We start from the raw sequence: 25,841 nt of genomic DNA, 5'->3' as shown, positions 1-25,841 counted from the left end.
AAGAAGTTTAACATAAAACTTCTATGGGTTTAGTACAGGAAAAACTAAATCAAACCCGGGGCATGTAGGGCCTTCGTCGTGAAGGAGAAAATAAAACAACAGTAAAAACCCAAGCAGCAGCAACCGGAGCAAATAATGCTCTGATCAATGGCTTATTTAAGTTTTGCTGGCTCATTTAGCAGTGTTTTTAAATTTTGTGCAAATTATTGCATTAAATTTTACTTATGCAAGAAAAAAATGATTTATGTTATTGATATGAGTAATTAATCATTACTATAAACCATCTCATTTTTTAATTATATCCTCAATAATCATTTCTGCATGTACCCTTGAGTTTTCAATAAACCATAAATGCGTATCCATACCGCCGCAAACCACACCGGCGAGATACAGCCCCGGTAAATTGGTTTCCATAGTTTCAGGGTTATATTGGGGGATAAATTTGTCCTCCGTTAAAGTGATACCCAGTTTTTTTAAAAAATCAAAATTAGGTTTATAGCCTGTCATGGCCATTACAAAATCGTTAGGAATAGTTACTAAGCCAGCTGGTGTTTCAATATCAACCTCATGCTCCCGTACTGTTTTCAAATGCGAATTGAAATAGGCTTTAATGCTGCCTTCTTTTATCCGGTTAATAATATCGGGCCTAACCCAGTATTTAACACGATCGCTAACTTCGTCCCCGCGGATCACCAATGTTACCTCAGCACCCTTTCTGTAGGTTTCCAATGCTACATCAATAGCCGAGTTGCTTGATCCAACTACTACTATCTTTTGCATAGCATAGTAATGCGGATCTTTATAGTAATGCTTTACTTTTGGCAGATCTTCGCCACGAATACCGAGCGTTACCGCAATATCATAAAACCCGGTGGATACAATCACTTTTTTTGCTTGGTAGGTGGCCTTGCTGGTGATTATGGTGAAAATATCATTTTCCTTTTTTACGCTTTTTACCTCTTCAAATAAATTAATGGGCAGGTTGTTGGATGTTGCCACACGGCGATAATATTCCAACGCTTCAGACCGGGTTGGTTTATTACTAATGGTTACAAAAGGAATACCGCCAATCTCCAGTTTTTCTGAAGTTGAAAAAAAAGTCATGGTTGAAGGGTAGTTGTATAACGAGTTTACCAGGCAGCCTTTTTCAACAATTAAAAAGCTTAATCCTTCGGTTTGTGCTTCAAGTGCGCAGGCTAAACCTATAGGGCCGCCACCAATTATTAAAATATCGAGCATTATGTTTAGCAGATGTTTTTGCGAAGATAGCGATTTTGAATTTAGCCTGTAAGCCGGTTGGCTATAAGAATGACCAAGGGATTTGTTTTTTAAGCACTGTTTGGAAGCAAAACCTTGCCAACAGGGCATAAAAAAGGGTAAGCTACTTTTATCGCGCCGCTCAACTCTCTACCCTTGCTGCGTTCCCACCCTGGGGGAGTTCAAGAGGAGCTGGCCGTAAAAGACTTACCCCGGGGCAAAGATAGAAAAAGGTTTGTTTTTGGTTAATAAATTGTTAAAAAAGGTTAATCTGCTGACTGTTAACCTTGTTAAGTGATAATATAGGCGCTTTGAGCCTCGAATTAGCAAAATCATAAAAATTTAAACGGCTGTTAAAGGCAATTTCCTTGAATAATTTATAGCTTTTATCGTGTCCTATCATTTCACGCCGTAAAATGGTAAGCTTATCAACCTTAAAAGGCTCGTTCCACACGGAATGCTTGAAGTAGGGCCATATCTTAAAAAAATCCTCATTAGGTATGCTACGGGCAATGGTAATGTGCGGTTCAAAATCAGGCTTGCTAAAAAATCTACGTAAATGCTTAAACCAAACCTGCGTTAGTGGTGTTGAATTAAGCTTTGCATAAATAGTTGGATTGGTTTGATGATCAAAAAAATCGAAGCCATCAATATCGAGCAAAACAGGGGGCAGGCTTTTTAGCTCGCGTTCCAGCTTGGGGATCATGGGCTCAATCCATTCCTGTCTTTTACGCGGCCAGCGTTGTATGGTAATGTGGGCCTTCGCATAATGGCTGTTATACTCGCCAATCTTTTTAAAGCAAAGATTTTTAGCGCTCTCTACGCTTTTGGCCACGCTAAGTGATGGCGACAGCACAATTAAATAATCATGATAACCAGTCATATCTATATAAATTTATTAAATCTAAATTACTAATATTTTTAGCAAATACGAATCTTTTTTTACTTTTGTAGGATGACAACCAAACGCCAGATAATGCATATCGATCTCGATTCATTCTTTGTTTCGGTTGAGCGCAAGTTTGACCCCTCGCTTATTGGCAAAGCAGTGATCATCGGCGGCTCTGCTGATAGGGGCGTGGTGGCGAGTTGCAGTTATGAGGCACGTAAGTTTGGGGTACATTCGGCTATGCCTACGCGGCAGGCGTTAAAACTCTGTCCTCATGCGATCCTTATCCGTGGCTCGCATGGCAGGTATGGAGATGCCTCACGCGAGGTTACCGAGATCATCCATAACGCAGTGCCGCTTTACCAAAAAACATCAATAGACGAGTTCTATATTGATTATACAGGGATGGATCGTTTTCATAACAGCTACAAACATGCTACTGAATTGCGTCAAAAAATAATCCGCGATACTGGTCTGCCAATTTCCTTTGGCATGTCATCCGGTAAAACGGTTTCTAAAATGGCTACCAACCAGGCAAAGCCAAACGGGCAATTATATATTCCGCATGGTAAGGAAAAAGATTTTTTAGCACCCTTATCCATCAGTAAAATACCCGGACTGGGCGAAAGCAGCTGTTTGAAGTTATATAAATATGGGATTGAGAAAATTGCCGATCTGCAAAAAGCCGATCTGCGGTTTTTAGAAACCATTTTAGGCAAAGCCGGTAAGTACTTCTTGGATAAAGCCAACGGTATTGATGAAGGCGAAATAGTACCCCACAGCGAACGTAAATCCATATCAACCGAGCATACTTTTAATACGAATATTGCAGATAGGCAAACCATTGAAACCATCCTGGTATCAATGACGGAGGAATTAGCCGCCAAGCTGCGCAAGGAAAACAAAGTAGCATCTTGCCTGGCTATAAAGGTGCGCTATGCTAATTTTGAAACCCATACCCAGCAGGAAAAAATTGAGCTTACCGCGGCTGAACATATCCTGATACCTGGTATAAAGAACCTGCTTAAAAGTGCCTGGAACCAGCACCGTCCAATCAGGCTGATAGGTGTGCGACTGAGTAACCTTTGCAGCGGCAGCTATCAGATCAATCTATTTGAGGATAATGAAGAAAAGATTAAACTCTATCAGGCTTTAGATAGGATCAATTTTAAATTCGGGGAGAAAACCGTTTGCCGTGCAGCAGGTATGGAAATAGGCACCAGAAATTTTAACCCGTTTATGCGGGGGTAAGGTTGCTTACGTTGCAGTAAATCTGGGGAGTGTATCTTAAAGGATGCACTGTTTAAAGTCATTTTAATGAGGAATGAAGAAGCAATTACCTACAATGCAGATCGATTATGCTTAGCCGCTATTTAAATGGGGATTGCTTCGCTATTGCTCATAAGAACGCGGGTTATTGAAGTTTCTCATCGCTATAATATCTTCTTCATCAGCAGATCATTCTGCCTGTCATCACCCATCCAAAACTCATGATTGCTGAATACTTCAAAGCCATTGTGCTGATAAAAGCCTATTGCATTATGGTTATGCTCCCATACGCCCAACCATATGTAATCCATTTGCTTCTGCAGAGCCATATTGAGGGCAAAGTGTAAAAGCTGTTTGCCAATATTTTTTTTATGATGATCTACAGAAACATAAATACGCTCAACTTCCATCGCTTTAGGATCCTGAAATTCTGTTTGGGCGTTTTTGAAGTTCAACTTTAAATAACCTGTGATTTGATCATTTATCAAAGCAAAATAAAATTCAGAGTCGGGGTTATCCAATTCTGATTGTATTTTTTGCGGTGTGAAGGCTGTAACGGCATAGGCCTCCATGTTTTCAGGCTTATTTAGCGGGCCAAAAAAATCAAAAAAGGTTCTTTTGCTGATGGCGAGTAATGCATCAGCCTCGGTAGGTTTAACTTTTTGTAAGGTAATGGTAGTAGCAGACATAATGCCCGCAAATTAATCAAATTGTTCCTGTAAACGAATCAGCCTGTCAATCATCAGGTTTAGTTTTTCTTCTTCGTTTTTAAACATGCGGGGTTTTAAATAAAACGTGATGAATAAAAACCAGATAATGATGGAGCCATAAGTAATAACCTTAAAATAAACGGGTGCATCTTCCAATACCTCAACAAAGTAAAGTGCCAGGCCAACGCTTATCAGCAACATAAACACATAGTAAAACCAGCCGATGGTTTTTGATCGGTTTTTTTGGTATTCTTTAAGTGTATTTAAATATTCTGTAGGATTTTGGGTTAAATCGTGCTTGTTTAAAATATGATAATGCCTTACTATAAGTGAAAGGTACAGCAGCATAGTAACTAATATGATCAATATACCAATGGTAGTGGCAGGCGAGCGAAACGAGAAAAAGAACGTGATAATGAACGAGAAAGCTATTAACGCAATCATAGCCACAATACCGTAATATAACTTACTGGTTATGCCACGGATCCCTTTCTTTACCTGCTTTAGTGCTTCATCCACCGAAAGCTTGTCGGGTTTTGGCTGTCCCTGCCAAACCGACATCAAGTGCTCAAATTCTTTCATAGTGGTTATACAATTCTGTTAACTTCTGTTTAATACGATATATCTTCACCCGCAGATTCCCCTCTGATATACCCGAAACGTCAGCAATTTCGGGATATGGTACTTCGTCCAGCACCATTGTTATTATAATTCTTTCTGATTCCTCTAATTTTGATATGCACTTATACAGTAAAGCTACCTGTTCGTTTTTTTCAGAAAGCTCTTCTTTTTTGGTTTCGGATAACAGTGGCGTGATCTCGTCCTTAGCCTGTCGCTTTTCTGATCGCAGGTAAGTAAGGCAGGTATTGACAGCAATCCGGTAGATCCAGGTTGAAATCATTGCCTGGTTACGGAACTTATCTAAATTTTGCCAAACTTTTAAAAATGTTTCCTGTAAAAGGTCGTTCGCAGCGTCATCATCCCCTGTATAACCGTAGCATAAATGGTAGATCTTTTTTGAATTGGCTTCATAGATCTTCTTAAAAGCTGCTTCTTTTTCTACCACTATTCAGTTAATTTTATTGTTTAGATGTTTAAACAGGCCCAATGTTACAACAAAAAGTCATTCTTAAAAAACCAGGAAAACTTTTTTTCGCTTTCATCCAGTAAAGTGTTGTAATCCTGCACATAATCAAATTGCAGGTCTTCGTGCAGTTTTTTTATCAGGGTGGCTGTTTTTTGAACCTGCCTAACCAATATCAGGCGCAGTGGTTTGTAAGATGCTTTCCGGTCGGTGTATTGCAGATAATTATTGCAAAAGTTGATAAGCAAATCAATTTCGGCTGGCTTTGATCCCATAAACTTAACATATTTACTAATCAGTCTTAAAATTTTACGGATGCTTTTAGCCGCGTTGTAGCTTTGGGATGGTAGCTGGCTAAACATAAAGCCCACTTCGGCTTTAACCTTTTCAATAAAAGCTGTTTCGTTATTGGCCTCAAACAACAAGTAGGCAAGCAATTCCTTGTTTTCCTTTTTGTAACGGGCCAGGCGCAGGCAAAGTTCAGCAACCTGCTCATTAGGCAAATGCTGTATCTCTTTTTTTATATCCTGTAAACCATAGGTGCTTATGCTCATGCTGATAAATAGAATGCCAAATTACTAAATTTTGTAGTATATGTTATTACAGAGCTTTTGTGTAATTGTTTTTAATACAATTAAAGCTTTGTTATAGTTAGCCTAAATCTATATTATTGTATAACCAATTATTTCTTCACGCTCTTAAAAAATCCAATCATTATGTCAGCAGATACTGTTAATATAAACGGCAAGGCTAAAATCAATAATACTTATGATGCAATAGTTATAGGATCGGGCATAAGCGGCGGGTGGGCGGCCAAAGAATTAACAGGGCGCGGCTTAAAAACAATTATGCTGGAGCGCGGCCGCAATTTTGAACATTTAAAAGATTATAAATCTGCCTCCAAAGATCCCTGGGAATTTGAACACCGCGGCGCTGTTACCCAGGAACAGCGGAAAGAGCGGCCCGTAATATCGCGCGGCTGGGGAGCTTCAGAACCTATTATGGACTACTGGGCAAATGAGCAGGATGCTCCATATACCGAAATAAAGCCTTTTAACTGGTGGAGATCGTACCAATTAGGTGGAAGGTCTATTTTATGGGGGAGGCAGAGCTATCGCTGGAGTGATTTTGATTTTGAGGCAAACGCCAAAGATGGCTGGGCAATTGACTGGCCCATCCGTTATAAAGATCTTGCACCGTGGTACGATCATGTTGAAAAATTTGCAGGCGTAAACGGATCTATGGAGGGTCTGGCACAATTACCCGATGGGCATTTTTTAAAGCCTATGGATATGAATTGTGTAGAGAAGGATGTATCGGCCCGGCTAAAAAAGCATTACAACAACATGCGGCACATGATAATTGGCCGCAGCGCTAACCTAACCGAAGCCATACCTGATAGGATAGCATGCCACTTCCGTAACCGTTGCTGGGAAGGGTGCCCTTTTGGGGGATACTTTAGTACACAGTCATCAACACTGCCTGCCGCTATGGCAACCGGTAATTTAACGGTAAGGCCATTTTCTATAGTTACCAAAATTATTTATGATAAAAATACCCAAAAGGCCACAGGGGTTGAAGTATTAGATGCCGAAACCAATCAAACCTATGAGTTCCATGCAAAAATTGTGTTTGTAAATGCATCTACCTTAAATAGTGCCTGGGTATTAATGAATTCTGCAACTGATATATGGCCGGGTGGCTTAGGCAGCAGCAGCGGCGAATTAGGGCATAATATAATGGATCACCACTACAACCTGGGTGCATCAGGCACGGTGGAGGGATATGAGGATAAATATTATTTCGGCAGAAGACCCAATGGGATCTATGTAGTGCGATTTGCCAATTTATACGATGATAAACGCGATTATATGCGCGGCTTTGGTTACCAGGGTGGTGCAAGCCGCGAAGGATGGAGCCGTAACGTTGCCGAACTGAGCATAGGATCGGCTTATAAGGAAGCAATTACTGAACCAGGGCAATGGACAATTGGTATTGGCGGCTTTGGTGAGCTATTGCCTTATCACGAAAACAAAATAACACTTGACCCAACCCGGAAGGATAAATGGGGCCTGCCAATTTTAGCGATGGATGCCGAGATAAAAGAAAATGAGAAAAAGATGCGGGTGGATATAGTTAAAGAAGCCCGCGAAATGCTGGAGGTTGCGGGTGTTAAAAATATCTCATCATGGGATCATGGGCACAACGTAGGCGACGGCATTCACGAAATGGGTACGGCACGTATGGGCCGCGATCCTAAAACATCGGTGCTTAACGGGAACAACCAGGTTTGGGATGCCAAAAATGTATTTGTTACCGATGGTGCCTGCATGGTATCATCGGCTTGCCAAAATCCATCCTTAACTTATATGGCGCTAACCGCACGTGCTGCAAATTTTGCAGTAGATGAATTAAAAAAAGGTAATATCTGATAACAGATTTATACTGATTTAGATGATTAAACCAATTTGGATTATAGGATTAAAAAGATTGAAGTTAATTAAAAACATAATGAAGATGACCAATAATTTAAAATATAAAATATTCATTTACTTATTGTTATGCTTTACTTCTTTAAGTGTTGATGCAAAGCCTAAAGTGTTAATATTCAGTAAAACGGCAGGCTTTCATCATGCGTCAATACCGGTAGGTATTGCTGCAATAGTAAAGCTTGGGGAGGAGAATAATTTTGATGCGGATACCACTACAGATGCTACAAAGTTCAGCTTTGAAAATTTGAAGCAGTATGCAGCTGTGATATTTTTAAGTACCACAGGCAATGTTTTGAACGATAGGCAACAAGGCGAGTTTGAAAAATATATCCGTAACGGCGGCGGCTTCGTTGGCGTACACGCAGCTACTGATACAGAATACGACTGGCAATGGTATGGTAATTTAGTAGGAGCTTATTTTAAAAGTCACCCGGCTCAGCAAATTGCTATTTTGCATGTTGTAGATAACAAATTTATTGCCACTAAACACTTACCAGCCGAATGGAAAAGGTTTGATGAATGGTACAACTTTAAATGGATTGCTAAAGACCTGCACATACTCATCACCATTGATGAAAAAAGCTATACCGGTGGCACAAATGGAGATATGCACCCCATGAGCTGGTACCATACTTATGATGGTGGCAGGGCGTTTTATACCGAATTAGGTCATACTGACGAATCATACGCTGATCCGCTTTATTTAGGCCATCTTTTGGGTGGTATTGAATATGCCATAGGCAAATAACAATTTAATGTGCTTCCATAATTAGCTTAACGTTTGTTGAGCTGCCAGCAGCTGGAGCCGTAACTTTTTTTACCAGGTCATAGTAATTAATAGCACCATCACCATTTATATCCAAGTAAACATTATCACCTATTTTGGCAGCAGGAGTTTGTACCGGCGAATTATTAATTTGCTGTTGACTGGTAAACGTGCCGGTAATAAAATAAGTAGCATCCGGGTCTGCAATAATTTTGCTATCAGCCAGATTATTGTATAAATAATAGGTGTTATTAGCAGTTGCGGTAAACGCTATTTTGCCATCACTGCCACTTGTTGCAGTAGCAACAGTTGCATGATTGGCATCAAGTAAACTGATAACGGCATTATTTACTGCAGAGTTATCAGCCAGCTGTACGCTTACATTAATTACCGGCGGCAGAGTAGATTTATCTTTCTTACAACTAATAAATAACGTAGCTAAAGTAAACAGGGTAAGTATTTTAAAACGCATTATAAAATGGATTAATGTACAATCCATAAATGTATATAAGTAAACTGTATTTACAAACACATTAGCTTTTATATGCTATTTTTGCCTGAAACCAATAAGCTTTTAATGACACAGGCAAAGTTTAAACTGAACGGTAGAATATGGATTGAAACACCTGAAGGAAAGCTTTTAGGGCATGGCCGTGTAGAACTATTAGAGCGTATAAAGTTGTCAGGATCCATCCGGCAGGCTGCATTGCAAATGAAAATGTCGTACAAACAGGCCTGGGACCTGGTAAATTACATGAATGAAAATTTTGAAGCCCCGGTGGTAATCTCGCAACGTGGTGGAAAAGGAGGGGGCAAGGCTGCAGTAACTGAATATGGCTTAAAAGCTATTGGCCGGTATCAACATCTGCAAAATAAGTTTAATGAATTTTTGGCGCTGCACAGCCAGGATTTAGGTATTTAACAAATTATAAAAACTAAAAATGAAGAAGTATACTTTTTTAATGATCATAGCCCTGTTTGGTTTAATAATTAAGCCCAGCCAAACACAGGCGCAAACTGCAGAAAAACAAGCATCAGTAAAAGTAACAGGCGAGGTTATTACCCCGCTTGATTTAAAATTAGCCGACCTAACCCAGTTTAAGCAAACAGAGGTGATACGTAAGGATAAGGATGGTAATGATCATAAATATTCGGGCGTAGTACTTTCAGATATATTAGCCAAAGCAGGAGTAACTTTAGGTAAAGATCTTAGGGGCAAAAATCTAACAAAATATATATTGATTGAGGCAATTGATGGTTACCAGGTTGTTTTCGCCTTAGCTGAATTAGATAAGGATTTTACTAACCGCACCATTATACTGGCTAATCAAATAGACGGCAAACCATTAGCGGCAACCGAAGGGCCATTCCGCATTATTGTTCAGGATGAAAAGAAGCCCGCAAGGTGTATAAAGCAAGTTATCAGCATAAAGGTTCAGGCGGCTAAGTAATGAGGCGGCATTTACTTTCAGGGCTATTTCTGTTATCGGTTTGTTTTGTCAGCTCGGCTCAAACACCAATAGACAGAAGTATTAAGCTGTATACAAAAATACCTGCTGCAGCGCAGGTTAAATTGTTGAACGCCCTTGATACCTTGTTACTCCATATCAGTACAAGTCAAGTAGTTCCCGGGGAAATAAATCCCGTTGATTCTGCCTTAAGCAGATCTACTTTTAATTCGTTTAAGGGAATAGAGATCAGGGAAAAGGATCTGCATTATTATAAGCCGCAATTAATCAACCTGTACCCACTTAAAGGTGGCCAGTATTTTATTTCTGTTGCCTTTATGTCGTCAGATCAATCTTCTCTCAGGGCTATTATCAATTTTATAACGGTGGTTGATGGTGATAAGATAAAGTTTTCTATTCCGCTGCGTTACCTCACCCGAAATTGGAAAACCACCGTTACAGGCAACATTACCTATCATTATGCTGATCAGATAAATATTTCAAGAGCTAAAGCATTTGATAAGAAAAACAAGCAGATCGCGATGAAATTGGGATTAAAACCTGAACGGCTTCAATTTTATTTGTGCGATAATTACCAGGAAATAATTAGCCTTTTGGGTTGTCAATATGACAGTAAGCAGGCTGGCGTAATAAGTGAAGGATACGGCATTGATGAAGGTTTTATTTTTTCAGTAATGCACAATGAAGATTTTTCGCATGATACTTTTCACCAATATGCAGCAATTATAAGGGGTAGCATCAGCCGTAATTCAGCCGCCGAAGAGGGTATAGCCTACAGTTGGGGAAATGCTTACTATACAGATGATAAGGGTGAAATGATTACCCAAAAGCAATTAATGCCGGAGTTAAAACAATATATAACGGAGCACCCGGAGGTAAAACTTTTTGATCTGTTCAGCAAAGGACCTATGATATTTAAGGAAAATGCTAAGGTAAGATCATTAATAGCCAGCCTTATCAGCGATAATGTAGAGCGGCAGAAGGGGGTTGCCGGGGTTAAAGAATTGATTACTTGCGGTAAAGGAGACAGTAATTATTTTAGTGTAGTAAATAAGCTTGTTGGTATTAATCCTGCAAATTTTAATAGCCGGGTAATGGTATTGATCGATAATTATAGATAGCCTTTTATTTCATAATGTATTGTGATTAATAAAGAGGGCAATTAATTGATGGCCACTTTAAAGCTCAATCCATTTTTAAAGCCTGAAAAATCTTTTGCTAATTCTCTTGATGTGACGTTTAAAGAATCGTGATCACGCTGCACCTGCAGGTAATGGAACATAGGTTTATATTTAGCTGCAATATCGTGGCTTACTTCGGTAGCATATAAAGGTTGGTGAAGGCCGCCACCACCACCTATCACTAAAAAGCTTTTTCCCTGTATATTGAATTGCTCAAAATTATGGGAATGTCCTGAAAGAAAAAGAACACATTTTTTTGAACTGATAAAAGCCGGTACAAATTTTTGACGAACGGTTAAATTAGGACTTACGATACTACTGTTTGTAAAAGGGGAGTGATGGCAACCAACTATAATGAATTTTATTGCCGGATCGTGATTTAGCTTGTTAATAGTAGCCAAATACCATTTATCCTGTTTTACAATAATTGAATCGCTCATTTTGGAGAAATTTGAATTAAGCAGAACTACCGCTACAGAGTCAACCGTTTCTAAATAACCAGCATGGTTATGCATCGGAAACCTTGTTTGAAAGTTTTGTTCTCCTTTGGCGGCATTGAACATTAATTCGTGATTACCAAGGGTAGCATAAACAGAGATGTGTTTTTGTGTGAGCTGTTTGATATAAGCATCAATTTTAGTCCACTTTTTATTTTTGTAACCCATGGAAACTACATCGCCAAGAATAAATAGAGCTGCCGGATGCGTTGCAAGCACATCCTTAAAAATCATAGCCGTAGCTTTTTGATTCTGGTTTGATTTCAGCAAAAGTTCTTCTATCCACATTGGCTCCTGCGTATCACTGGTAAAAGCAATAACCGGGCTTTTATCCTGCGCAAATACAGCACAGCCAGCAAACAAGCAAAAAACAAACAGGCAACTAAAAAAATTTAATTTCATCGGGCAGGTAATCTGATTGATAACGAAATTATACTTGTTAAAAGTACTACGGCAGGTTTTTGGTGTAAATATCTTTACAAGTAAACGCTATATCAGATAAAAGAATAATTCCCTAAAGTGTTTCAACATAATTTAAAATAAACTTTGCTAATTGCTCCTGCTCATTAACAGAAAGTATATCGCCATCATAAATCCAGTAAAGCTGCTTATCAAACAATATACGACCCAAGTAATCACCTCCATAGGCAACATACAAATGATAGGTTAGTATGGGGGCCTCATTATCTGTATCCCGTTCAATCCGCACAATCTCATCCGGGCCTTTTGCCCGTTTAAGCCATGCCCGGGCTTCTTTTATCAAATAAGTATTGTTTAACATAATTAAACAAAAATGGAAAATATTTTTCAATCCTCACTATTAAATACTAAAAATATTAGTATTTAATTAGGTGGTACAGTTTAGTTGAAAAGACAAGGGGAATAAAAAAAAACTTAGCTGACTGTAAGCGTAATTTTTTGACGCCTGTAAATAAAGGTGGATAAAACAAAGCCTGTAAACACCATTGCCATACTAAAGGGGAATATATATAGCATACCAAAATGACTGGCAACGCCACCTATCAATGGGCCGGTTAGGCCAAGTGACAGATCCAAAAAAAGGCCATAGCCACCAAGCGCAGTACCTTTATTTGAGCCGGGTACTAATTTAACAGCTTCAACGCCTAATGCTGGAAATATTAATGAAAAGCCAAGCCCGGTGATTCCGGCGCCAAAAAGGGCAATGTGAGGGGTATTGGCCAGCCAAAGGATTAATAGCCCAACTGATTCTATAGAAAGACAAACGATGGCTGTACGCATGCCGCCATAGTTATCTATAGCCTTTGAAAATAAAACGCGGCCAAGAATAAACAATAAACTAAATACCGACAGGCACAAAACTGCATCGGTCCAGTTTAAATAGGCATAATAAAGCGTTATAAAGGTTGAGATGGTGCCAAAGCCCAAACCTGCAAGGGTAAGGCAAATACCATAAGGCGCAACGATTTTTAAAACCCGGATAAAAGATTCTCTTGGTGCTTGGCTATTGCCTGTGATTGCCACTTTGCTTTTAGCATAATAAAAACCCATTATGCCAATTGCAATAATTACTATCCCTATGCTGCCAATTCCAAAACTATTATTAAGGATGATGCCTATAGGCGCACCGGCTGCCAGGGCTCCATAGCTGGCAATACCATTAAAGGATATGGCTTTACTGGTATGCTGATCTCCAACGGCAAATATGGCCCAGTTTATAGGGCTGGCACCAATTAGGCCTTCACCAAAACCTGTTACCAGGCGCGTTATTACCAGTATACTCAAACTAAGTATAGGATTAAACCTTAAAAAATAAGCCAAAAACAACAGAACGCCGCTTATGGCAAAGCCTGTCATCCCTAAAATAACTGCAGGTTTAGGGCCTTTTTTGTCAACAATACTACCTGCATATCCCCTGAAAAGAAAAGTAGTAACGTATTGCAGGCTGATTACTATACCCGCTATCATGGTGCTATACCCTAATTGCTGATGAATAAAAACAGGTAATATCCCAAGTGCCAAACCAATAGTAAAATACCCTATAAAGGTAAATGTAACAAAACCTATTATAGTTAAACGGATTTTTGACGAGGGATTATTTACACTTGTTTCTGCCTGCATATTAAAGCGTTAATGAGTATGCATGCAAAGTTAAGCAGATTAACAGCACCTATATAGTGTAAAAATAACACTTTACTTTCACCTAACATTTATAAGTTAAAACACTGTGGCATATTAGTTAATTACCACCCACCTGTTAACCGTATTATAAGCTCCCTCAATAACTATTTTATAAAATTTGGAGGGCATGTCTTTAACATTAAGCAACGTATGCTGCTGGGTTACGGGTACTTCGGCTAATAGTTTATATTCATCTGGCTGGCCAACTTTATAATTGTTGGTGGCTGCCACGTATATTTTAACATTTCCTTTTTCGTTCAATGCTTTCCAACTCACATCAAGTGCTCCCTGTACAAAATTAACTGCAGGTTCAGCAACTGATACTGTGCCGATTAGCGATATCCCATCAAGTTCGCGTAATTGAGGTTGAGGCACCTTGATATCCATAAAATGGGTAATGGAAGGTGTAATATCAGTTATAGCAGGATAATAATAGCGGGCGTAGTTGTTTAGCGGTTTATAATTAGTTACCATCCAGGTAGATCGCTGTCTGTTACTTTGTCCACCATGATCTTTGCCGGTTTGTTCATCCCTGCCATGATCCGTAGTAACAAATATCAGCCATTCCTCATTAAAATGCTTTTCGCGGTATTGTATGGCTGCCCAAACGCGGCCAACCTGTGCATCCATTTTCTCAATAGCATCATAGTATTGCGGGCTATCACCATAACGGTGGCCCATATCATCGGTGTACTCCAGGTAAACCCAGCTTAAGTCGGGTGCCTTATCCTTAATACATCGAGCAGCTTCATCAACTACCTTTTCATCAATCAGTTGCGTATAATTGCTCAATTTATCATGCGGGAAGTGCGCAGTATCCAATTCATAACCATCGGCTACATAATCCACCTTATATCCGCCTGTTTGTGTTAAGCCTTCGCCTATCAGTTTGGTACGGTTATCTGTCCATGTAGAAAATATAGCTGTCTTTTTATCCGGATATTGATTTTTCAGCATCCTGAAAATCGTCCAGTAATTATAATCAGGTGCTTTTATATCGTTGCCCCAAACATTGTGCTTATTTACCCAGCTTGCTGTAAGTAAACTATTATAGCCATTGGCTGATATGGTTGGCGTTTGCGAATAGCCGCCCTTTTCGCCACCAACATGCGCACGCAGGTATGCGCCTTTTTGCACTATCAGTTTAAGGTTAGGGATATTCAGTTTTTCAATAACATCAGCCGGGATACCATCAGCAATAATAAATACCGCCTTTTTAATTTTTGTTTGTGCAAATACTGCCGAAGCGCTCAATAATATAATAAATGTTAAGCACCTTTTAATTGAATAAAGCATGGGTATAAATAATAATTGAACTGCAAAAGTAACTTGTTTACAATCTAAAACCATTAACAAATTGTTATGCTTTTATTGACCGGGTTTATTAATAATTCACGATATAGTATTACAAAATACAATAGTTATTTTTCAATTTAATGCCAAAATTTAACTTTAGATGGAGTTATTTTATCTGATTTTTAAAAAATATCACATTTCTTTAAATATTATTGTTTGTTATTATCGCTTTTCAGCTATTTTCGCTTTCTGAAACGCATTACCTTAATTGCAAATCAATTAGGCCTAATTCCGTACCACTTTTATGCAAAGTTTGCCACTAAGTTTACGACTAATAACTCATGCTGCACGGCTATGCTTTTTGTTTGTGGTAATATACCTGTCTTCCTGTACTCAAAAAGGAGAAGACTCGCATAACCAGCTCAAAGAAAAATTCAGAATTGTTGATAGTCTCATTTTTGCGGGTAAAGGCGATAGTGCCATTTATGTATTACGTAAATTACGGCCAGAAATTTCAGAGTCTGATCCGTTAATATGCGTCTATTACAGATTAATGTCTGAGCACTATAACCCCAACGCTATGTTGATGAACAGGTATGCCGATAGCGCTATTGTGTTTTTCTCAAACGATGATGTTAAAAAGAAATACCCTGACATATATTTTCAATCACTATTAGCAAAGGGTGATGCATGTATTAGGGCTAAGAATTATAGCGGGGCGCTTAACTATTATTATACGGGGAAAAAAACATTGTCGGATGATAATTGCGACAATGGAAACGTAGCAAATAAAATAGGGGCTATTTATTTTGAGCAAAGAAATTACTTGTTAGCTGCAAGGTATTGGGGCGAAAGCTATAAAAGATTACAGGTATGCCATAAAAACGTAACTGCTCAACAATTATTTTTCATGAACCAGGCAGCATTAAACAATACTGGTTTCTCTTATTTTAAGGCTGATGTTTTGGATAGTGCCGAATATTATTATTTAAAAGATGTTGACCTGATAAATAAAGCCGAAAAAACCAAATTAATTGATCAGCACAACATCAGTTCTTCATGGGTGGTTGTTTATGATAACCTTGGAGGGTTAAATTTAAAGAAAGGTAATCTGCCACTTGCAGAAAGCTATCTTAACAAATGCCTGGCATTAAATGTAAACGATATTAACGGATCAAGGGTAACGCCATTACTTAAAGTGGCCGAGTTATATATCCGCATGAATAATGATGCCAAAGCAAACGAAGCTTTTATGCAAAGCGGGGATTTATTAAACCGCTTTCCAAAAAACAATGAGCTGCAAGAAATTAAGTGGAACCTTTTATATGCCAGATACTTAAATAAAATTGGCCAGCCCGATAAAGCATATAATTACCAATCTGCCTACATCAGGCTCAGGGATTCATCAGACAACAGCTCATTAAAGCTTTACCGTTTGGATATTGAGCAGGAACTGAACATTACCCAACAAAAAAATGTTGTTGTTGAGCTCGAAAAGCAAAACAAGCAAAAAAAGATCTACCTCACAGGGTTTAGCATCTTTGTGATTTTTGCAGTTGCTATAATTTTAATGATCAACCAGATCCTTAAAAAAACAAAGGAGAATCAGAAAGAAACAATTTTACAAAACCAAAAGTTACAGTATACCCTGTCCGAGCTTGAACGGGTTAATAAAAACTATATCCGCATAATGCGGGTGATGGCACACGATCTCAGGAACCCGCTTTCAGGTATTACTGGCCTTGCCACATTGCTTATTGATGAGAATGAGTTTTCAGAAGATAGTAAGAGTATGCTCAGGCTGATTGAAACAACAGGGATGCATTCGATGCAGATGATCAATGAGTTGCTAAAAACTGGTTTGGCTGATGAGAATGAGAAACTGGTAACTCAAAAAACAGATCTGAAATCATTGGTTTATGATTGTGTTGAACTGCTTCAGTTTAAAGCGAAAGAAAAGCAGCAGCAAATACTGTTTGAATGTAATGAAACAGGGCCGGTAATGGCCGAGGTTAACCACGAAAAGATATGGCGCGTTGTCAATAACCTGATAGTAAACGCTATAAAATTTAGCCATGCAGGTGGTATAATTAAGGTAGGTATAAAAATTATCAAAAATCAAATTACTATATGGGTTGCTGATAACGGTATTGGTATACCCGCCGATCAAAAGGATACTATTTTTGAGATGTTTACTCCAGCTAAAAAAACAGGTACCGATGGCGAGCAACCATTTGGGCTCGGCCTGTCGATCTCAAAAAGGATAATAGAAATGCATCATGGAAAAATAGGGTTTGAAAACAATCCTTTTGGCGGATCCATATTTTTTATTGAACTGCCCGGTATTGAGTAAATTAAGATTTGACTGCGGTAGGTGACTGTAATGTAGTACCGGATTAACTATCTCATCTAATCAATTTATTATAATATAACTTATCTTCGCCGCATGACCAAGAATTTTAAGATAGATTTTGAGGGTGCGGAATTTGAGTTTATTTCCATGAACCGTGTGCGCTTACAGCTTTACCAGGTATATGTAAACGATGGGGCAGCGCGCAAGCGTTTTCATATGCAGATCAATGAGGAAGGTAAGTTTTATATAGCCGACAAACCAGCATGTCCACCTGCTTTTTTACCACTCGAAGAAACATTGAGCGAAGCTATTCTTAAACTTGGCTTGGTTTAGATTATCAGGCGTAATAGCAAATATAAGCTACATCAGTTTCGCAGCTCACATCAAAAAAAGTTCCGGCAGCTACTTCAAATTTTTCCTGCTCATTATAAGCAGTCCAATCGCCGGTTGCTAATTTTACATTTAATCCGCCGGCAATTATAACCATCGTTTCAGCCGATGATGTCGAGAACCGGTAACTTCCTTTTTTCATTACCCCAACTGTGGCAGTGCCCTTTGCTGTTTGCAGCCCAAGGCTTTGAACCTGTCCTTCAAAATAGGTATTATGGATAACCGGATTACTCATTTGTTTAATTGATTATAGTCGCAAATATAATTTAAAAATCAGGGCTGAAACTTAGTTTAATACCATAAGGCGATATGCCCTGATGGCTCAGGTAATTATACCTTTTAATTACATCAATCCGCATTATCTTAAAAATATTTCCAATACCTGCCCCGGTTTCAACATAAGGTGTATTACCTAAAGCGTAGGTACTATTACCACCGTTTGAACCTACAGGTAATTGATATAAGCCTTTGGAATAAAGCGGGTTGTTTTCATTACGTAAACCGCCGTATAATACTTTAAATGATAAATATTCACGCCATTTAAGGTGTTCTATCAAGGGGATCTTATTCAGGAAAAACCCATTAAAGCTTTGTGTCATATTAAAGCCCACGTAATGATCGCTCACAAACTCCAGGTAATCCATTTTATTATAGGCATCCGGATCATAGGCAATGGATTGATTTGCCGGACTGATATTTAATAGCGGGAAAGGAACTTTCCCGGTTATCAAACTCCCTAATAAGGTAACATCCGAATATCCTAACTGCGAGAAATAAAAACGCTTGCTAATATTTGCCTTTATATTGGTATAACTGTAAGAGCCATTAAGCACACCCTCAAAACCGTGGTTTATCTGTAAATTAAAAATGGGATATTTACTGTAAATAGTATGCCGTTGCTGGGTTCCCTGTAATATTTGCTCGTGCGGTGCATACCTTAAGGCAATATCAAATTCGCTGGTGGTTAAATTATGCACAATGGTACTGTTGGCATCATTCAGCTGGTATACCAATGTCCCGGCGGCTTGCTGGTTCCAGTTTCTGAAGGATAGGTTATAGGAAAAATGATTTTCAAAATCCTTTACATAAGCCACGGTGAAAATTTTATTGTATAACCAATAATCTGTTTTACCTGTATGAAAAGAAGATAATGCAGCCTGCGAATTATTGATAGAAAAGCTTTGCCCCGGTAGGTCAACATCATACAGGTAACTGATTTTAAAGTAGTCGTTAGGGAAACGGTAGGGGGCAGTTTTGTTTAACGAAAAATAAGTGCTCAGGTCGTATTTTGCTTGCTTGTCCTTTGTGCCATAGCCTGCATATCCTTCTAAATAAATAGATTTATTGAAGTCTGGTGTTGTGCGTCCGCCAACCTGGAAACGGGCACCTTCCTGGTTATTGAAAGAGAAAAATTGCCCGATAGGCCCAATCTGAACAGGCCCCCAGGCTGCATAACCACCTGTAAAAGTTGATGCTATCCAAGTGAGTTTTTTAAAGGACGGCATGCTTTCCAGTTTATTAATATGTGTATAGATCTGGGCTTGCTGCGGGTTTAAGGTATCGGTACGGTGTTTAAGCCAATAACTGGTATCTGATTGGTTTGGATTAGCTGCCGTTTGCAGGCTTTTACCTTGGTAAAACGAAGCTGCAAGCGGTTGGTTTAATTTATAATTTGAATAAAATACCGCCCTTTCCCCAAAAACACCTAAACCTTTGTTGCGCGTAATGCCAAAATCGGCTTTAACGTCACTTTTGCTTAGGTAGTAACGACCGCCCGGATACTGCTCAAAGTCAAGCCTGATCTTGAGGCTGCGCATAAAGTTTATATTGATCTGCTTATTTACGTTTAGCTCACAGCCTTCAACAGCATAGCGCCCATCCATTGTAACCAATAGCTTGCCCTCAAATAATAAATCACCTTTATTACGCGGTGTAAAACTAACCGCTATCAATTTCCCCTTTGCCGTTTGTATGGTATCGGTTATAAAAAATTTATAAAAATCGGGTGCATGGTTGGCAATAGGGCTTAAAAACTGGTTGGTAATAATGAAAATATTGTTCTCGTAGATATCTAAATTATTGCCGTATAGCCTGTTAAGGTAAATATCGAGACCCACTGTATCAACAAACTTGATGATATTGATCTGCTTTTGTGCGTTTAATATCTGTATAGATTTGGAGGGATCTTTACGGTAATAATTTTGGGATAATTTTTCGCTGAAAAATACCGGGAGCGATGTTTGTTTTACCCCGTTTATTTTTTGCGTAGTATCCAGCATAAATTTATACTTGCTGAAAAAGCGACCGTTAATAAATTTTGGCGACAGGTTGAAAAACGATAAGCCAATCCGCTCATACTGATCGTATTGCAAATAATCAGAGCTCTCCATCCGGTTTTGGGGCTTATGGTCAATTATCTGCTGGATAAGCTCAACCGCTGGGTTACCCTTGTTGCGGTATTTTTTATTTTTGCCCGAACTTATAGAAACTTCTTTTAACTGTGTTTGGCTGCTATGCAGACGGATTTGTAGTTTATTGGATTGCCCCGGTTTAATAACTTTTGTTACAGACTGATAACCCACATACGAAAACGTAATATGGGTAAAGGAGCCAGGCGCGCTTAATGTAAACTGGCCCATCTTGTCAGAATTTACACCGTAATCGCTACCATTAAAACGAATGCTTATAAAAGGAAGCGGCTGCCCCGAAACGGCATCGGCAATTACACCGCTTACCCGGGTAAATACGGTATCACTTTTGCTTTTAAGCGTATTTGACTGCTGTGCAGCAACACTTAAAGGAATAATAAGAAATAAAAGTAAACTTAATTTTTTTGACTTTTCAGTGTATTTGAACAGGAGCATCCTCCACAACCTAAAAACATCTTTTGCTAAATAACCCCAGAAAATACGTGACAAATTGAATAATAGTTATGTGTAAAAAAAATACCGAATGAGTATTTATATAGCCATATCAATGATTAAAGGTAAACCGTTTTTTTATTTTACTAATATAGCTTAAAAATCTGTAGGGTTTCTGTAGATAAGACGATAATATTAGTCTGATTTCAGTAATTTTTATCCCTTATTAATAACTATTACTTTAATTATTTATTATTTGAGGCAGATTTTCTCGTTTTATAATAATGGGGGCTGTTATTATTAGTTTAATAGATATTAACTACCCATTAAATGGCGAAGATATAAGTCCGGGTTATTCAGAAATGATTTGGTGAGGTTAAAATGCTCGGTATTCTGGTAAGTAGTTTCGCGCACACCGTCTTCATCAAACTGGTATATGGTTGCATAAGGATAACAAATAAGCATAGGGGAGTGGGTTGCTATCAGGAATTGGGCCCTGCCGCTTTGGTCAAGCTGATGGATTACAGACATAAAGGCCATTATCCTTGCAGGCGACAACGCCGCTTCTGGCTCATCAAGGATATAAATACCCGATTCAAACTGGTTATTGAATAAAGAGAGGAAAGATTCTCCGTGAGATTGCTCATGCAACGACCGCCCGCCGTAGGCCTTTAAAATACGGCTGTCGTCAATGGCTAATTCATCTATGTAGGATGCGAAGTTAAAAAAGCTTTCGGCCCGCATAAAAAAACCTTCGGTAATTCTGCGTGGCGTCCATGCCAGCTGCAAATGAGGCGCCAGTGCCGATTCATATCCTTTAAACCGGTAGCCTGTATTCAAATTATGATTGCGGTTGCCACCACGCAGGCTAAATCCGCATTGCTCAGCAATGCCTTCTAATAGGGTTGATTTACCCGATCCGTTTTCGCCAACAAAGAAGGTTAAATTATTTGTCAGTTTGAGCTGCAAGCCTTGATTAAGGCTTGGGATTTGTTGCAGGTAACTGCCATCTTGCAGGGGCGGGAGCGATATACGGGATAAAAATGGCATCTGTTTCTAATTGTTGCTTCAAAACAAATTTACAGTTCTTGGATGATAGAGGAAAATGGAATCTGTCAAGATAAGGATGATGAGTTGAAAAAATTCTTTTTGTAATAGGCTATTTTCAAAATTTAAAAAATTTTAACCAATTTCTAAATTGGTTAATGCTAACTTAGAATATGATGTCCGATATTTTATGAAAGTCTATTTCTTAATTATACTTCTAACTACCTCTTCTTATTCTGTCATAGCTAAAATGGTAAAAAATAGCTTTGAGGATACCACAATTACACCCAAATTTAAAAATCAAGGAGAACAAGAAGATTATTGGGCAAAAGATTTATTTACTAAAGACTATAAAGTTCAGAATTATAAAAAATATAAGAAAAGAATCATCAAAAAAAATGAATTTTATATGTTTGGCACCATTGCAATAAAAGTGATTCCTAATAATTATGTAACTGCAATTATTCAAAAGGGAATTTTTTATCCCGAAATTTTATCAAAAGCTTTTGAATATTGTGAAAGGTGTAGGTTTAAGGTGCAGTCAGTAACTAACATTCCTGTAACAGAAACCGATAAAGTCGTAACTAAACCTAAAATTCTATCTAATGATTCCATATTAGATACGCTGACAATATCAAATTTTGAAGAATTGAAATATATGAGCACAAATTCAAAAAGGAAGAGATTCCGTTTTTGGTTATTTAGAAATCGTTTGATAAATCCAACTGTATGTTTTATGGAGTTAACAAATAATAAGGCAATAATAAGTACATCAACTTTCAATTTTGTAAACGGTGCAAAACTTACTTTTTTTGAAGAAGGTTGGATAATTATTTAAGTCTTAAACAACAAAGCCGATACTTTAGTATTAGGCTTTGTACTCCCAACCGTAGAAAGTTCGAATTAATTTAGTGAAGATTGAGGGAAATGAGTAGTTTAGGTAAGATTTACCGATTGAACTTGTTATAATCAATCAGTTATATATATGATTTTAAAAGGATGATAGGTTTTAGGAAGCATAGAGGACTAAAACGATATTATAAAAATCTCGCCATTCAAAACGACTTTGAAAAATTTAATTGGCGAGATTGTTATAAGCAAAGTGGCTATTGGCATTTACATTTCGATTGGTATGGTTATGGAAACAATAGCTTTCAAAGAAGGAAGCCACATCTTGACAAACTGTTCAAGCATTTTGATATTTTAGTTGAAGAAACTAAAAGCTTAGGAATAGAATTTCAATTATATATCATGTTGCTGGATTTTCACAGTGCAAACGATTCATTATACTTACACCCGCCCGTACCTAATAATAAACGGTTTCCATTTAAAATCTCAGACTTGAAATCAACTACTACACTAAAAAACAAAGCAATAAATAATTATATCGATAATTTAGTTGGGTATGAAAAAATGTACGGGTCAGGCGGAGATGAAGCTTTTTGCTTACTGTTTAAGAAAAACGTAGGCGTTCCTTTTTAATAAACCGGAAACTTATTTCAATTACAACAAATACCGATAATCAATGATTTGGTTGTGTCTGACGAAGATAATCTTGTAAACCAACAAAGCCCTCCTGATATCTCAGAGAGGGCTTTGTACCCAGCGCCGGAGTCGAACCGGCACGGTTGCCCACAGGTGTTTGAGACCAGCGCGTCTACCAATTCCGCCAGCTGGGCATGTTTTTGAACGGTGGATTATTTCGTTCAGAAACGGGATGCAAATGTATTTAAACTCTCTTTAATACGCAACAGATATTTTGATCTAAAATAACAATCTGCAATTTCGTTCAGCCGGCTTTCCTTAGCGGTGTCATCCAGCGAGGCATAATCAGCGGTCAAAACGGCAATACGCTCGTCAATATCTCCCTCAATAGCAAGTACTTCGGCAGTTATGTGGCCTAATTCGTTGGCATCATCAACTTCCATCAGGCGCTCATTTAAATCCATCATTTCCATCAAAAAATCTGACGGAAGCTGTGGTTTTGCACCATCTGATACCAAATTATGAGTCTTTAATATGTATTCAAGCCGCTTGTAAGGGTCAGAAAGCGTTTGATGAGCCTTGTTATTCAGCGTAGAAAGTTCTAATATTTCCTGTTGTTTTTCATCGCTTTCGGTAGCATAAAAATCAGGGTGGTATTTTTTGCTTAATTCGTAAAACTTCTTTTTTAGCAATGCGGTATCCGGGGTAAATGATTCGTCGATACCGTAAAATTCAAAATAATTCATGCAGCAAAGGTATACAATTGTGCCGTCAAGTCCGAAGGTGGCAAAACATCATTAGGTCACCTGCAAATCATTAATTAAAATACTTGCTTTTTCAGGTATGGCTTCAAATTCGCACTTCCCAAATAAATTATCATCTTTGCTTATTATATCTCATTAATATGTTGTTTGATCAAATGCGGCAAAAGCCGTTCTTTATATTGGGTCCATGTGTTATGGAAAACCAGGAGCTATTATATACCGTTGCCGAAAAGGTAGCCGAAGCTGGCCATAAATATAATGTCCCGGTTATTTTCAAATCATCTTTTGATAAGGCCAACCGTACCTCCATTCACTCATACCGCGGCCCCGGACTTGAAAAAGGCATGGAAATGCTTTTAAAAGTTAAAGAACGTTTCGGCCTGCCATTAATAACCGACATACACGAAAGCTACCAGGCTGCCATAGTTGGTGAGGTGGTTGATATATTGCAGATCCCCGCGTTTTTATGCCGCCAAACAGACTTGTTGGTTGCTGCAGCAAAAACAGGTAAAATAGTTAACATTAAAAAGGCCCAGTTTTTATCGGGCCAGGATATGTTTTACCCGGCGCAAAAAGTAATTGAGGCCGGTAATACACAGGTTATATTAACCGAGCGTGGCAACATGTACGGCTATAATAACCTTGCGGTAGATTTCAGGAATATTTATGATATGAAAGCATTCGGTCATCCGGTTTGTATGGATTGTACCCATTCGGTACAGCGCCCGGGTGGTGCTGGCGGCAAAACAGGTGGCGACCGTACTTTTGTACCGATGATGGCCTTAGCGGCAAAATCTTTTGGTGCCGATGGCTACTTTATGGAAACACACCCTGATCCGGATAATGCGTTGAGCGATGGCCCTAACATGATCAAACTACAGGATTTAGATAAGGTAATGGCGCCATTAGTATAAACCAGCCTTGAAAATATGAAGGACATAGCCAAAAGAGTTTTTGATACCGAGATTGAATCCCTGCGTTTTGTAGCTGATTCGCTCGATGATGAATTTAACAAAGTTGTTGAGGCGATATTAAAAACCACTGGTAAACTTATTGTTATCGGTATAGGCAAATCAGGCATTATTGGTAAAAAAATTGCGGCTACGCTGGCCAGTACAGGTACGCCCAGTTTCTTTTTGCATCCCGGGGAGGCTTTTCATGGTGATTTGGGAATGGTGGGAACCGATGACATGATCATCCTGATCTCCTACTCCGGCGAAACTGACGAAGTACTTAAACTGATCCCTTTTTTGGAGTGGAATAAAAATATCATTATCGGTATTACCGGTAACCCTAACTCCACCGTGGCTAAAAACAGTCATTACCACCTTAATATCAATATAAAACAGGAGGCTTGCCCGCTGGCATTGGCTCCAACATCATCAACCACGGCCGCATTGGTTATGGGCGATGCGCTGGCTGTTGCCTTGATGGAATCGCGCCAGTTTCAGCACGAGGATTTTGCAAGGTTTCATCCCGGGGGCAGCCTTGGGCGTAAATTGCTGATCAGGGTAAAGGATTTGATGCGTACCGATAACCTGCCTTTTATAAATGAGGATGCAACGTTTACAGAACTGCTGCTCCGCATGTCGGAAGGTAGATTGGGGATGGTAATAGTGGGCGATACTACCCATGTTAAAGGTATTGTAACCGATGGCGACCTTCGCCGTGCACTTGTACGCACACCTGATACTACAATGCTTACCGTGCCTGATATGATGACCAAAACGCCGGTTTTTATTGAGGAAGAAGAATTTATAAACCAGGCCGAAGTACTGATGCTGGATAAAAGGATCACTACCGTTTTAGTAGGCTCGGCTGATAAGCGCAGCATCAGCGGGATCTACCAGATCTATAATCAATAATAGTAT

At 38.8% G+C, this 25,841-nt stretch carries 27 protein-coding genes, 1 tRNA gene and 1 other RNA gene; 12 read left to right on the top strand and 17 right to left on the bottom strand.

All coding sequences use genetic code 11. The features are described 5' to 3' along the window. Positions 1-285: 285 nt before the first annotated feature. From ACQY4U_RS20930 to ACQY4U_RS20920, 3 genes are all read right to left on the bottom strand, one after another. On the bottom strand, positions 286-1,239 hold the full coding sequence (locus ACQY4U_RS20930) for a YpdA family putative bacillithiol disulfide reductase (protein ID WP_428331409.1): 954 nt from the start codon (positions 1,237-1,239) through the stop codon (positions 286-288). A 132-nt stretch (positions 1,240-1,371) separates the two neighbouring features. After that, positions 1,372-1,470, bottom strand: an RNA gene (gene ffs / locus ACQY4U_RS20925) — signal recognition particle sRNA small type. Between the two features lie 43 nt (positions 1,471-1,513). Then, a complete protein-coding gene (locus ACQY4U_RS20920; RefSeq protein WP_428331408.1) occupies positions 1,514-2,140 on the bottom strand; it encodes a 2'-5' RNA ligase family protein in 627 nt (208 codons plus the stop codon). Positions 2,141-2,212: 72 nt separating this feature from the next. Here ACQY4U_RS20920 and dinB point away from each other — a divergent pair, with 72 nt between their 5' ends. Then, a complete protein-coding gene (gene dinB, locus ACQY4U_RS20915; protein WP_428331407.1) occupies positions 2,213-3,397 on the top strand; it encodes a DNA polymerase IV in 1,185 nt (394 codons plus the stop codon). Between the two features lie 182 nt (positions 3,398-3,579). On the opposite strand, the gene ACQY4U_RS20910 is transcribed toward dinB, so the two are convergent. From ACQY4U_RS20910 to ACQY4U_RS20895, 4 genes are read right to left on the bottom strand one after another with little or no spacing between them, the layout of a single operon-like run. Further along, the gene (locus ACQY4U_RS20910) at positions 3,580-4,104 is read right to left on the bottom strand and encodes a GNAT family N-acetyltransferase (protein ID WP_428331406.1); all 525 of its coding nucleotides are present in this window, start codon (positions 4,102-4,104) and stop codon (positions 3,580-3,582) included. Between the two features lie 12 nt (positions 4,105-4,116). After that, on the bottom strand, positions 4,117-4,707 hold the full coding sequence (locus tag ACQY4U_RS20905) for a hypothetical protein (RefSeq protein ID WP_428331405.1): 591 nt from the start codon (positions 4,705-4,707) through the stop codon (positions 4,117-4,119). Next, entirely contained in the window at positions 4,694-5,191 is a 498-nt protein-coding gene (locus ACQY4U_RS20900) for an RNA polymerase sigma factor (RefSeq protein WP_428331404.1), read from the bottom strand. Before ACQY4U_RS20900 ends, ACQY4U_RS20905 begins: the two co-directional genes overlap by 14 nt. A gap of 44 nt (positions 5,192-5,235) precedes the next feature. After that, a complete protein-coding gene (locus ACQY4U_RS20895; protein ID WP_428331403.1) occupies positions 5,236-5,763 on the bottom strand; it encodes a hypothetical protein in 528 nt (175 codons plus the stop codon). Positions 5,764-5,925: 162 nt separating this feature from the next. On the opposite strand from ACQY4U_RS20895, the gene ACQY4U_RS20890 reads away from it, so the two are divergent. Next, on the top strand, positions 5,926-7,641 hold the full coding sequence (locus ACQY4U_RS20890; protein ID WP_428331402.1) for a GMC oxidoreductase: 1,716 nt from the start codon (positions 5,926-5,928) through the stop codon (positions 7,639-7,641). Between the two features lie 79 nt (positions 7,642-7,720). Next, positions 7,721-8,449 (top strand): ThuA domain-containing protein, encoded by a 729-nt coding sequence (locus tag ACQY4U_RS20885; RefSeq protein WP_428331401.1) that lies wholly within the window; start codon positions 7,721-7,723, stop codon positions 8,447-8,449. Between the two features lie 4 nt (positions 8,450-8,453). On the opposite strand, the gene ACQY4U_RS20880 is transcribed toward ACQY4U_RS20885, so the two are convergent. Further along, positions 8,454-8,966 (bottom strand): hypothetical protein, encoded by a 513-nt coding sequence (locus ACQY4U_RS20880; RefSeq protein ID WP_428331400.1) that lies wholly within the window; start codon positions 8,964-8,966, stop codon positions 8,454-8,456. A 78-nt stretch (positions 8,967-9,044) separates the two neighbouring features. Between ACQY4U_RS20880 and ACQY4U_RS20875 the strand changes: the two genes are divergently transcribed. From ACQY4U_RS20875 to ACQY4U_RS20865, 3 genes are read left to right on the top strand one after another with little or no spacing between them, the layout of a single operon-like run. After that, positions 9,045-9,389 carry a winged helix-turn-helix domain-containing protein gene (locus ACQY4U_RS20875; RefSeq protein WP_428331399.1) on the top strand — a complete coding sequence of 115 codons (345 nt, stop codon included), beginning with the start codon at positions 9,045-9,047 and terminating at the stop codon, positions 9,387-9,389. Positions 9,390-9,408: 19 nt separating this feature from the next. Continuing rightward, a complete protein-coding gene (locus tag ACQY4U_RS20870; RefSeq protein ID WP_428331398.1) occupies positions 9,409-9,918 on the top strand; it encodes a molybdopterin-dependent oxidoreductase in 510 nt (169 codons plus the stop codon). Beyond that, positions 9,918-11,057, top strand: coding sequence for a hypothetical protein (locus ACQY4U_RS20865; protein WP_428331397.1), 1,140 nt, complete (start codon positions 9,918-9,920; stop codon positions 11,055-11,057). Before ACQY4U_RS20870 ends, ACQY4U_RS20865 begins: the two co-directional genes overlap by 1 nt. Positions 11,058-11,098: 41 nt before the next feature. Here ACQY4U_RS20865 and ACQY4U_RS20860 read toward each other — a convergent pair whose 3' ends face one another. From ACQY4U_RS20860 to ACQY4U_RS20845, 4 genes are all read right to left on the bottom strand, one after another. After that, positions 11,099-12,016, bottom strand: coding sequence for a metallophosphoesterase family protein (locus ACQY4U_RS20860; protein WP_428331396.1), 918 nt, complete (start codon positions 12,014-12,016; stop codon positions 11,099-11,101). A 112-nt stretch (positions 12,017-12,128) separates the two neighbouring features. Beyond that, a complete protein-coding gene (locus tag ACQY4U_RS20855; protein WP_428331395.1) occupies positions 12,129-12,395 on the bottom strand; it encodes a hypothetical protein in 267 nt (88 codons plus the stop codon). Positions 12,396-12,508: 113 nt separating this feature from the next. Continuing rightward, positions 12,509-13,714, bottom strand: coding sequence for an MFS transporter (locus ACQY4U_RS20850; RefSeq protein ID WP_428331394.1), 1,206 nt, complete (start codon positions 13,712-13,714; stop codon positions 12,509-12,511). Positions 13,715-13,828: 114 nt separating this feature from the next. Continuing rightward, complete coding sequence (locus tag ACQY4U_RS20845; RefSeq protein WP_428331393.1) at positions 13,829-15,028, bottom strand: alkaline phosphatase family protein; 1,200 nt, start codon at positions 15,026-15,028, stop codon at positions 13,829-13,831. Between the two features lie 346 nt (positions 15,029-15,374). Between ACQY4U_RS20845 and ACQY4U_RS20840 the strand changes: the two genes are divergently transcribed. After that, positions 15,375-17,423 carry a tetratricopeptide repeat-containing sensor histidine kinase gene (locus tag ACQY4U_RS20840; protein WP_428331392.1) on the top strand — a complete coding sequence of 683 codons (2,049 nt, stop codon included), beginning with the start codon at positions 15,375-15,377 and terminating at the stop codon, positions 17,421-17,423. Positions 17,424-17,516: 93 nt separating this feature from the next. Continuing rightward, positions 17,517-17,756 (top strand): hypothetical protein, encoded by a 240-nt coding sequence (locus tag ACQY4U_RS20835; protein ID WP_428331391.1) that lies wholly within the window; start codon positions 17,517-17,519, stop codon positions 17,754-17,756. A gap of 4 nt (positions 17,757-17,760) precedes the next feature. On the opposite strand, the gene ACQY4U_RS20830 is transcribed toward ACQY4U_RS20835, so the two are convergent. The 3 genes from ACQY4U_RS20830 to ACQY4U_RS20820 all read right to left on the bottom strand — a co-directional run bounded on the left by ACQY4U_RS20830 (position 17,761) and on the right by ACQY4U_RS20820 (position 21,724). After that, on the bottom strand, positions 17,761-18,048 hold the full coding sequence (locus ACQY4U_RS20830; protein WP_428331390.1) for a pyrimidine/purine nucleoside phosphorylase: 288 nt from the start codon (positions 18,046-18,048) through the stop codon (positions 17,761-17,763). A gap of 31 nt (positions 18,049-18,079) precedes the next feature. After that, the gene (locus ACQY4U_RS20825) at positions 18,080-20,731 is read right to left on the bottom strand and encodes a DUF5686 family protein (RefSeq protein ID WP_428331389.1); all 2,652 of its coding nucleotides are present in this window, start codon (positions 20,729-20,731) and stop codon (positions 18,080-18,082) included. Between the two features lie 258 nt (positions 20,732-20,989). Continuing rightward, positions 20,990-21,724 carry an AAA family ATPase gene (locus tag ACQY4U_RS20820; RefSeq protein WP_428331388.1) on the bottom strand — a complete coding sequence of 245 codons (735 nt, stop codon included), beginning with the start codon at positions 21,722-21,724 and terminating at the stop codon, positions 20,990-20,992. Between the two features lie 247 nt (positions 21,725-21,971). On the opposite strand from ACQY4U_RS20820, the gene ACQY4U_RS20815 reads away from it, so the two are divergent. Next, complete coding sequence (locus ACQY4U_RS20815) at positions 21,972-22,559, top strand: hypothetical protein (RefSeq protein ID WP_428331387.1); 588 nt, start codon at positions 21,972-21,974, stop codon at positions 22,557-22,559. A gap of 161 nt (positions 22,560-22,720) precedes the next feature. Next, positions 22,721-23,203, top strand: a complete 483-nt coding sequence (locus ACQY4U_RS20810; protein WP_428331386.1) for a hypothetical protein — start codon at positions 22,721-22,723, stop codon at positions 23,201-23,203. 117 nt (positions 23,204-23,320) lie between these two features. Here the strand turns inward: ACQY4U_RS20810 and ACQY4U_RS20805 are convergent. Together ACQY4U_RS20805 and hscB are read right to left on the bottom strand one after the other, a co-directional pair. After that, positions 23,321-23,400: transfer RNA gene (locus tag ACQY4U_RS20805), tRNA-Leu, on the bottom strand. A 27-nt stretch (positions 23,401-23,427) separates the two neighbouring features. After that, the gene (gene hscB / locus ACQY4U_RS20800; RefSeq protein WP_428331385.1) at positions 23,428-23,952 is read right to left on the bottom strand and encodes a Fe-S protein assembly co-chaperone HscB; all 525 of its coding nucleotides are present in this window, start codon (positions 23,950-23,952) and stop codon (positions 23,428-23,430) included. Between the two features lie 158 nt (positions 23,953-24,110). Here hscB and kdsA point away from each other — a divergent pair, with 158 nt between their 5' ends. Both kdsA and ACQY4U_RS20790 read left to right on the top strand, forming a co-directional pair. Continuing rightward, on the top strand, positions 24,111-24,884 hold the full coding sequence (kdsA, locus tag ACQY4U_RS20795; RefSeq protein WP_428331384.1) for a 3-deoxy-8-phosphooctulonate synthase: 774 nt from the start codon (positions 24,111-24,113) through the stop codon (positions 24,882-24,884). Positions 24,885-24,899: 15 nt separating this feature from the next. After that, on the top strand, positions 24,900-25,835 hold the full coding sequence (locus ACQY4U_RS20790) for a KpsF/GutQ family sugar-phosphate isomerase (protein WP_428331383.1): 936 nt from the start codon (positions 24,900-24,902) through the stop codon (positions 25,833-25,835). Positions 25,836-25,841: the final 6 nt, after the last annotated feature.

The organism is Mucilaginibacter sp. (assembly GCF_965277465.1).
GTDB lineage: Bacteria > Bacteroidota > Bacteroidia > Sphingobacteriales > Sphingobacteriaceae > Mucilaginibacter.
This window is presented reverse-complemented; position numbering and strand designations above follow the sequence as displayed.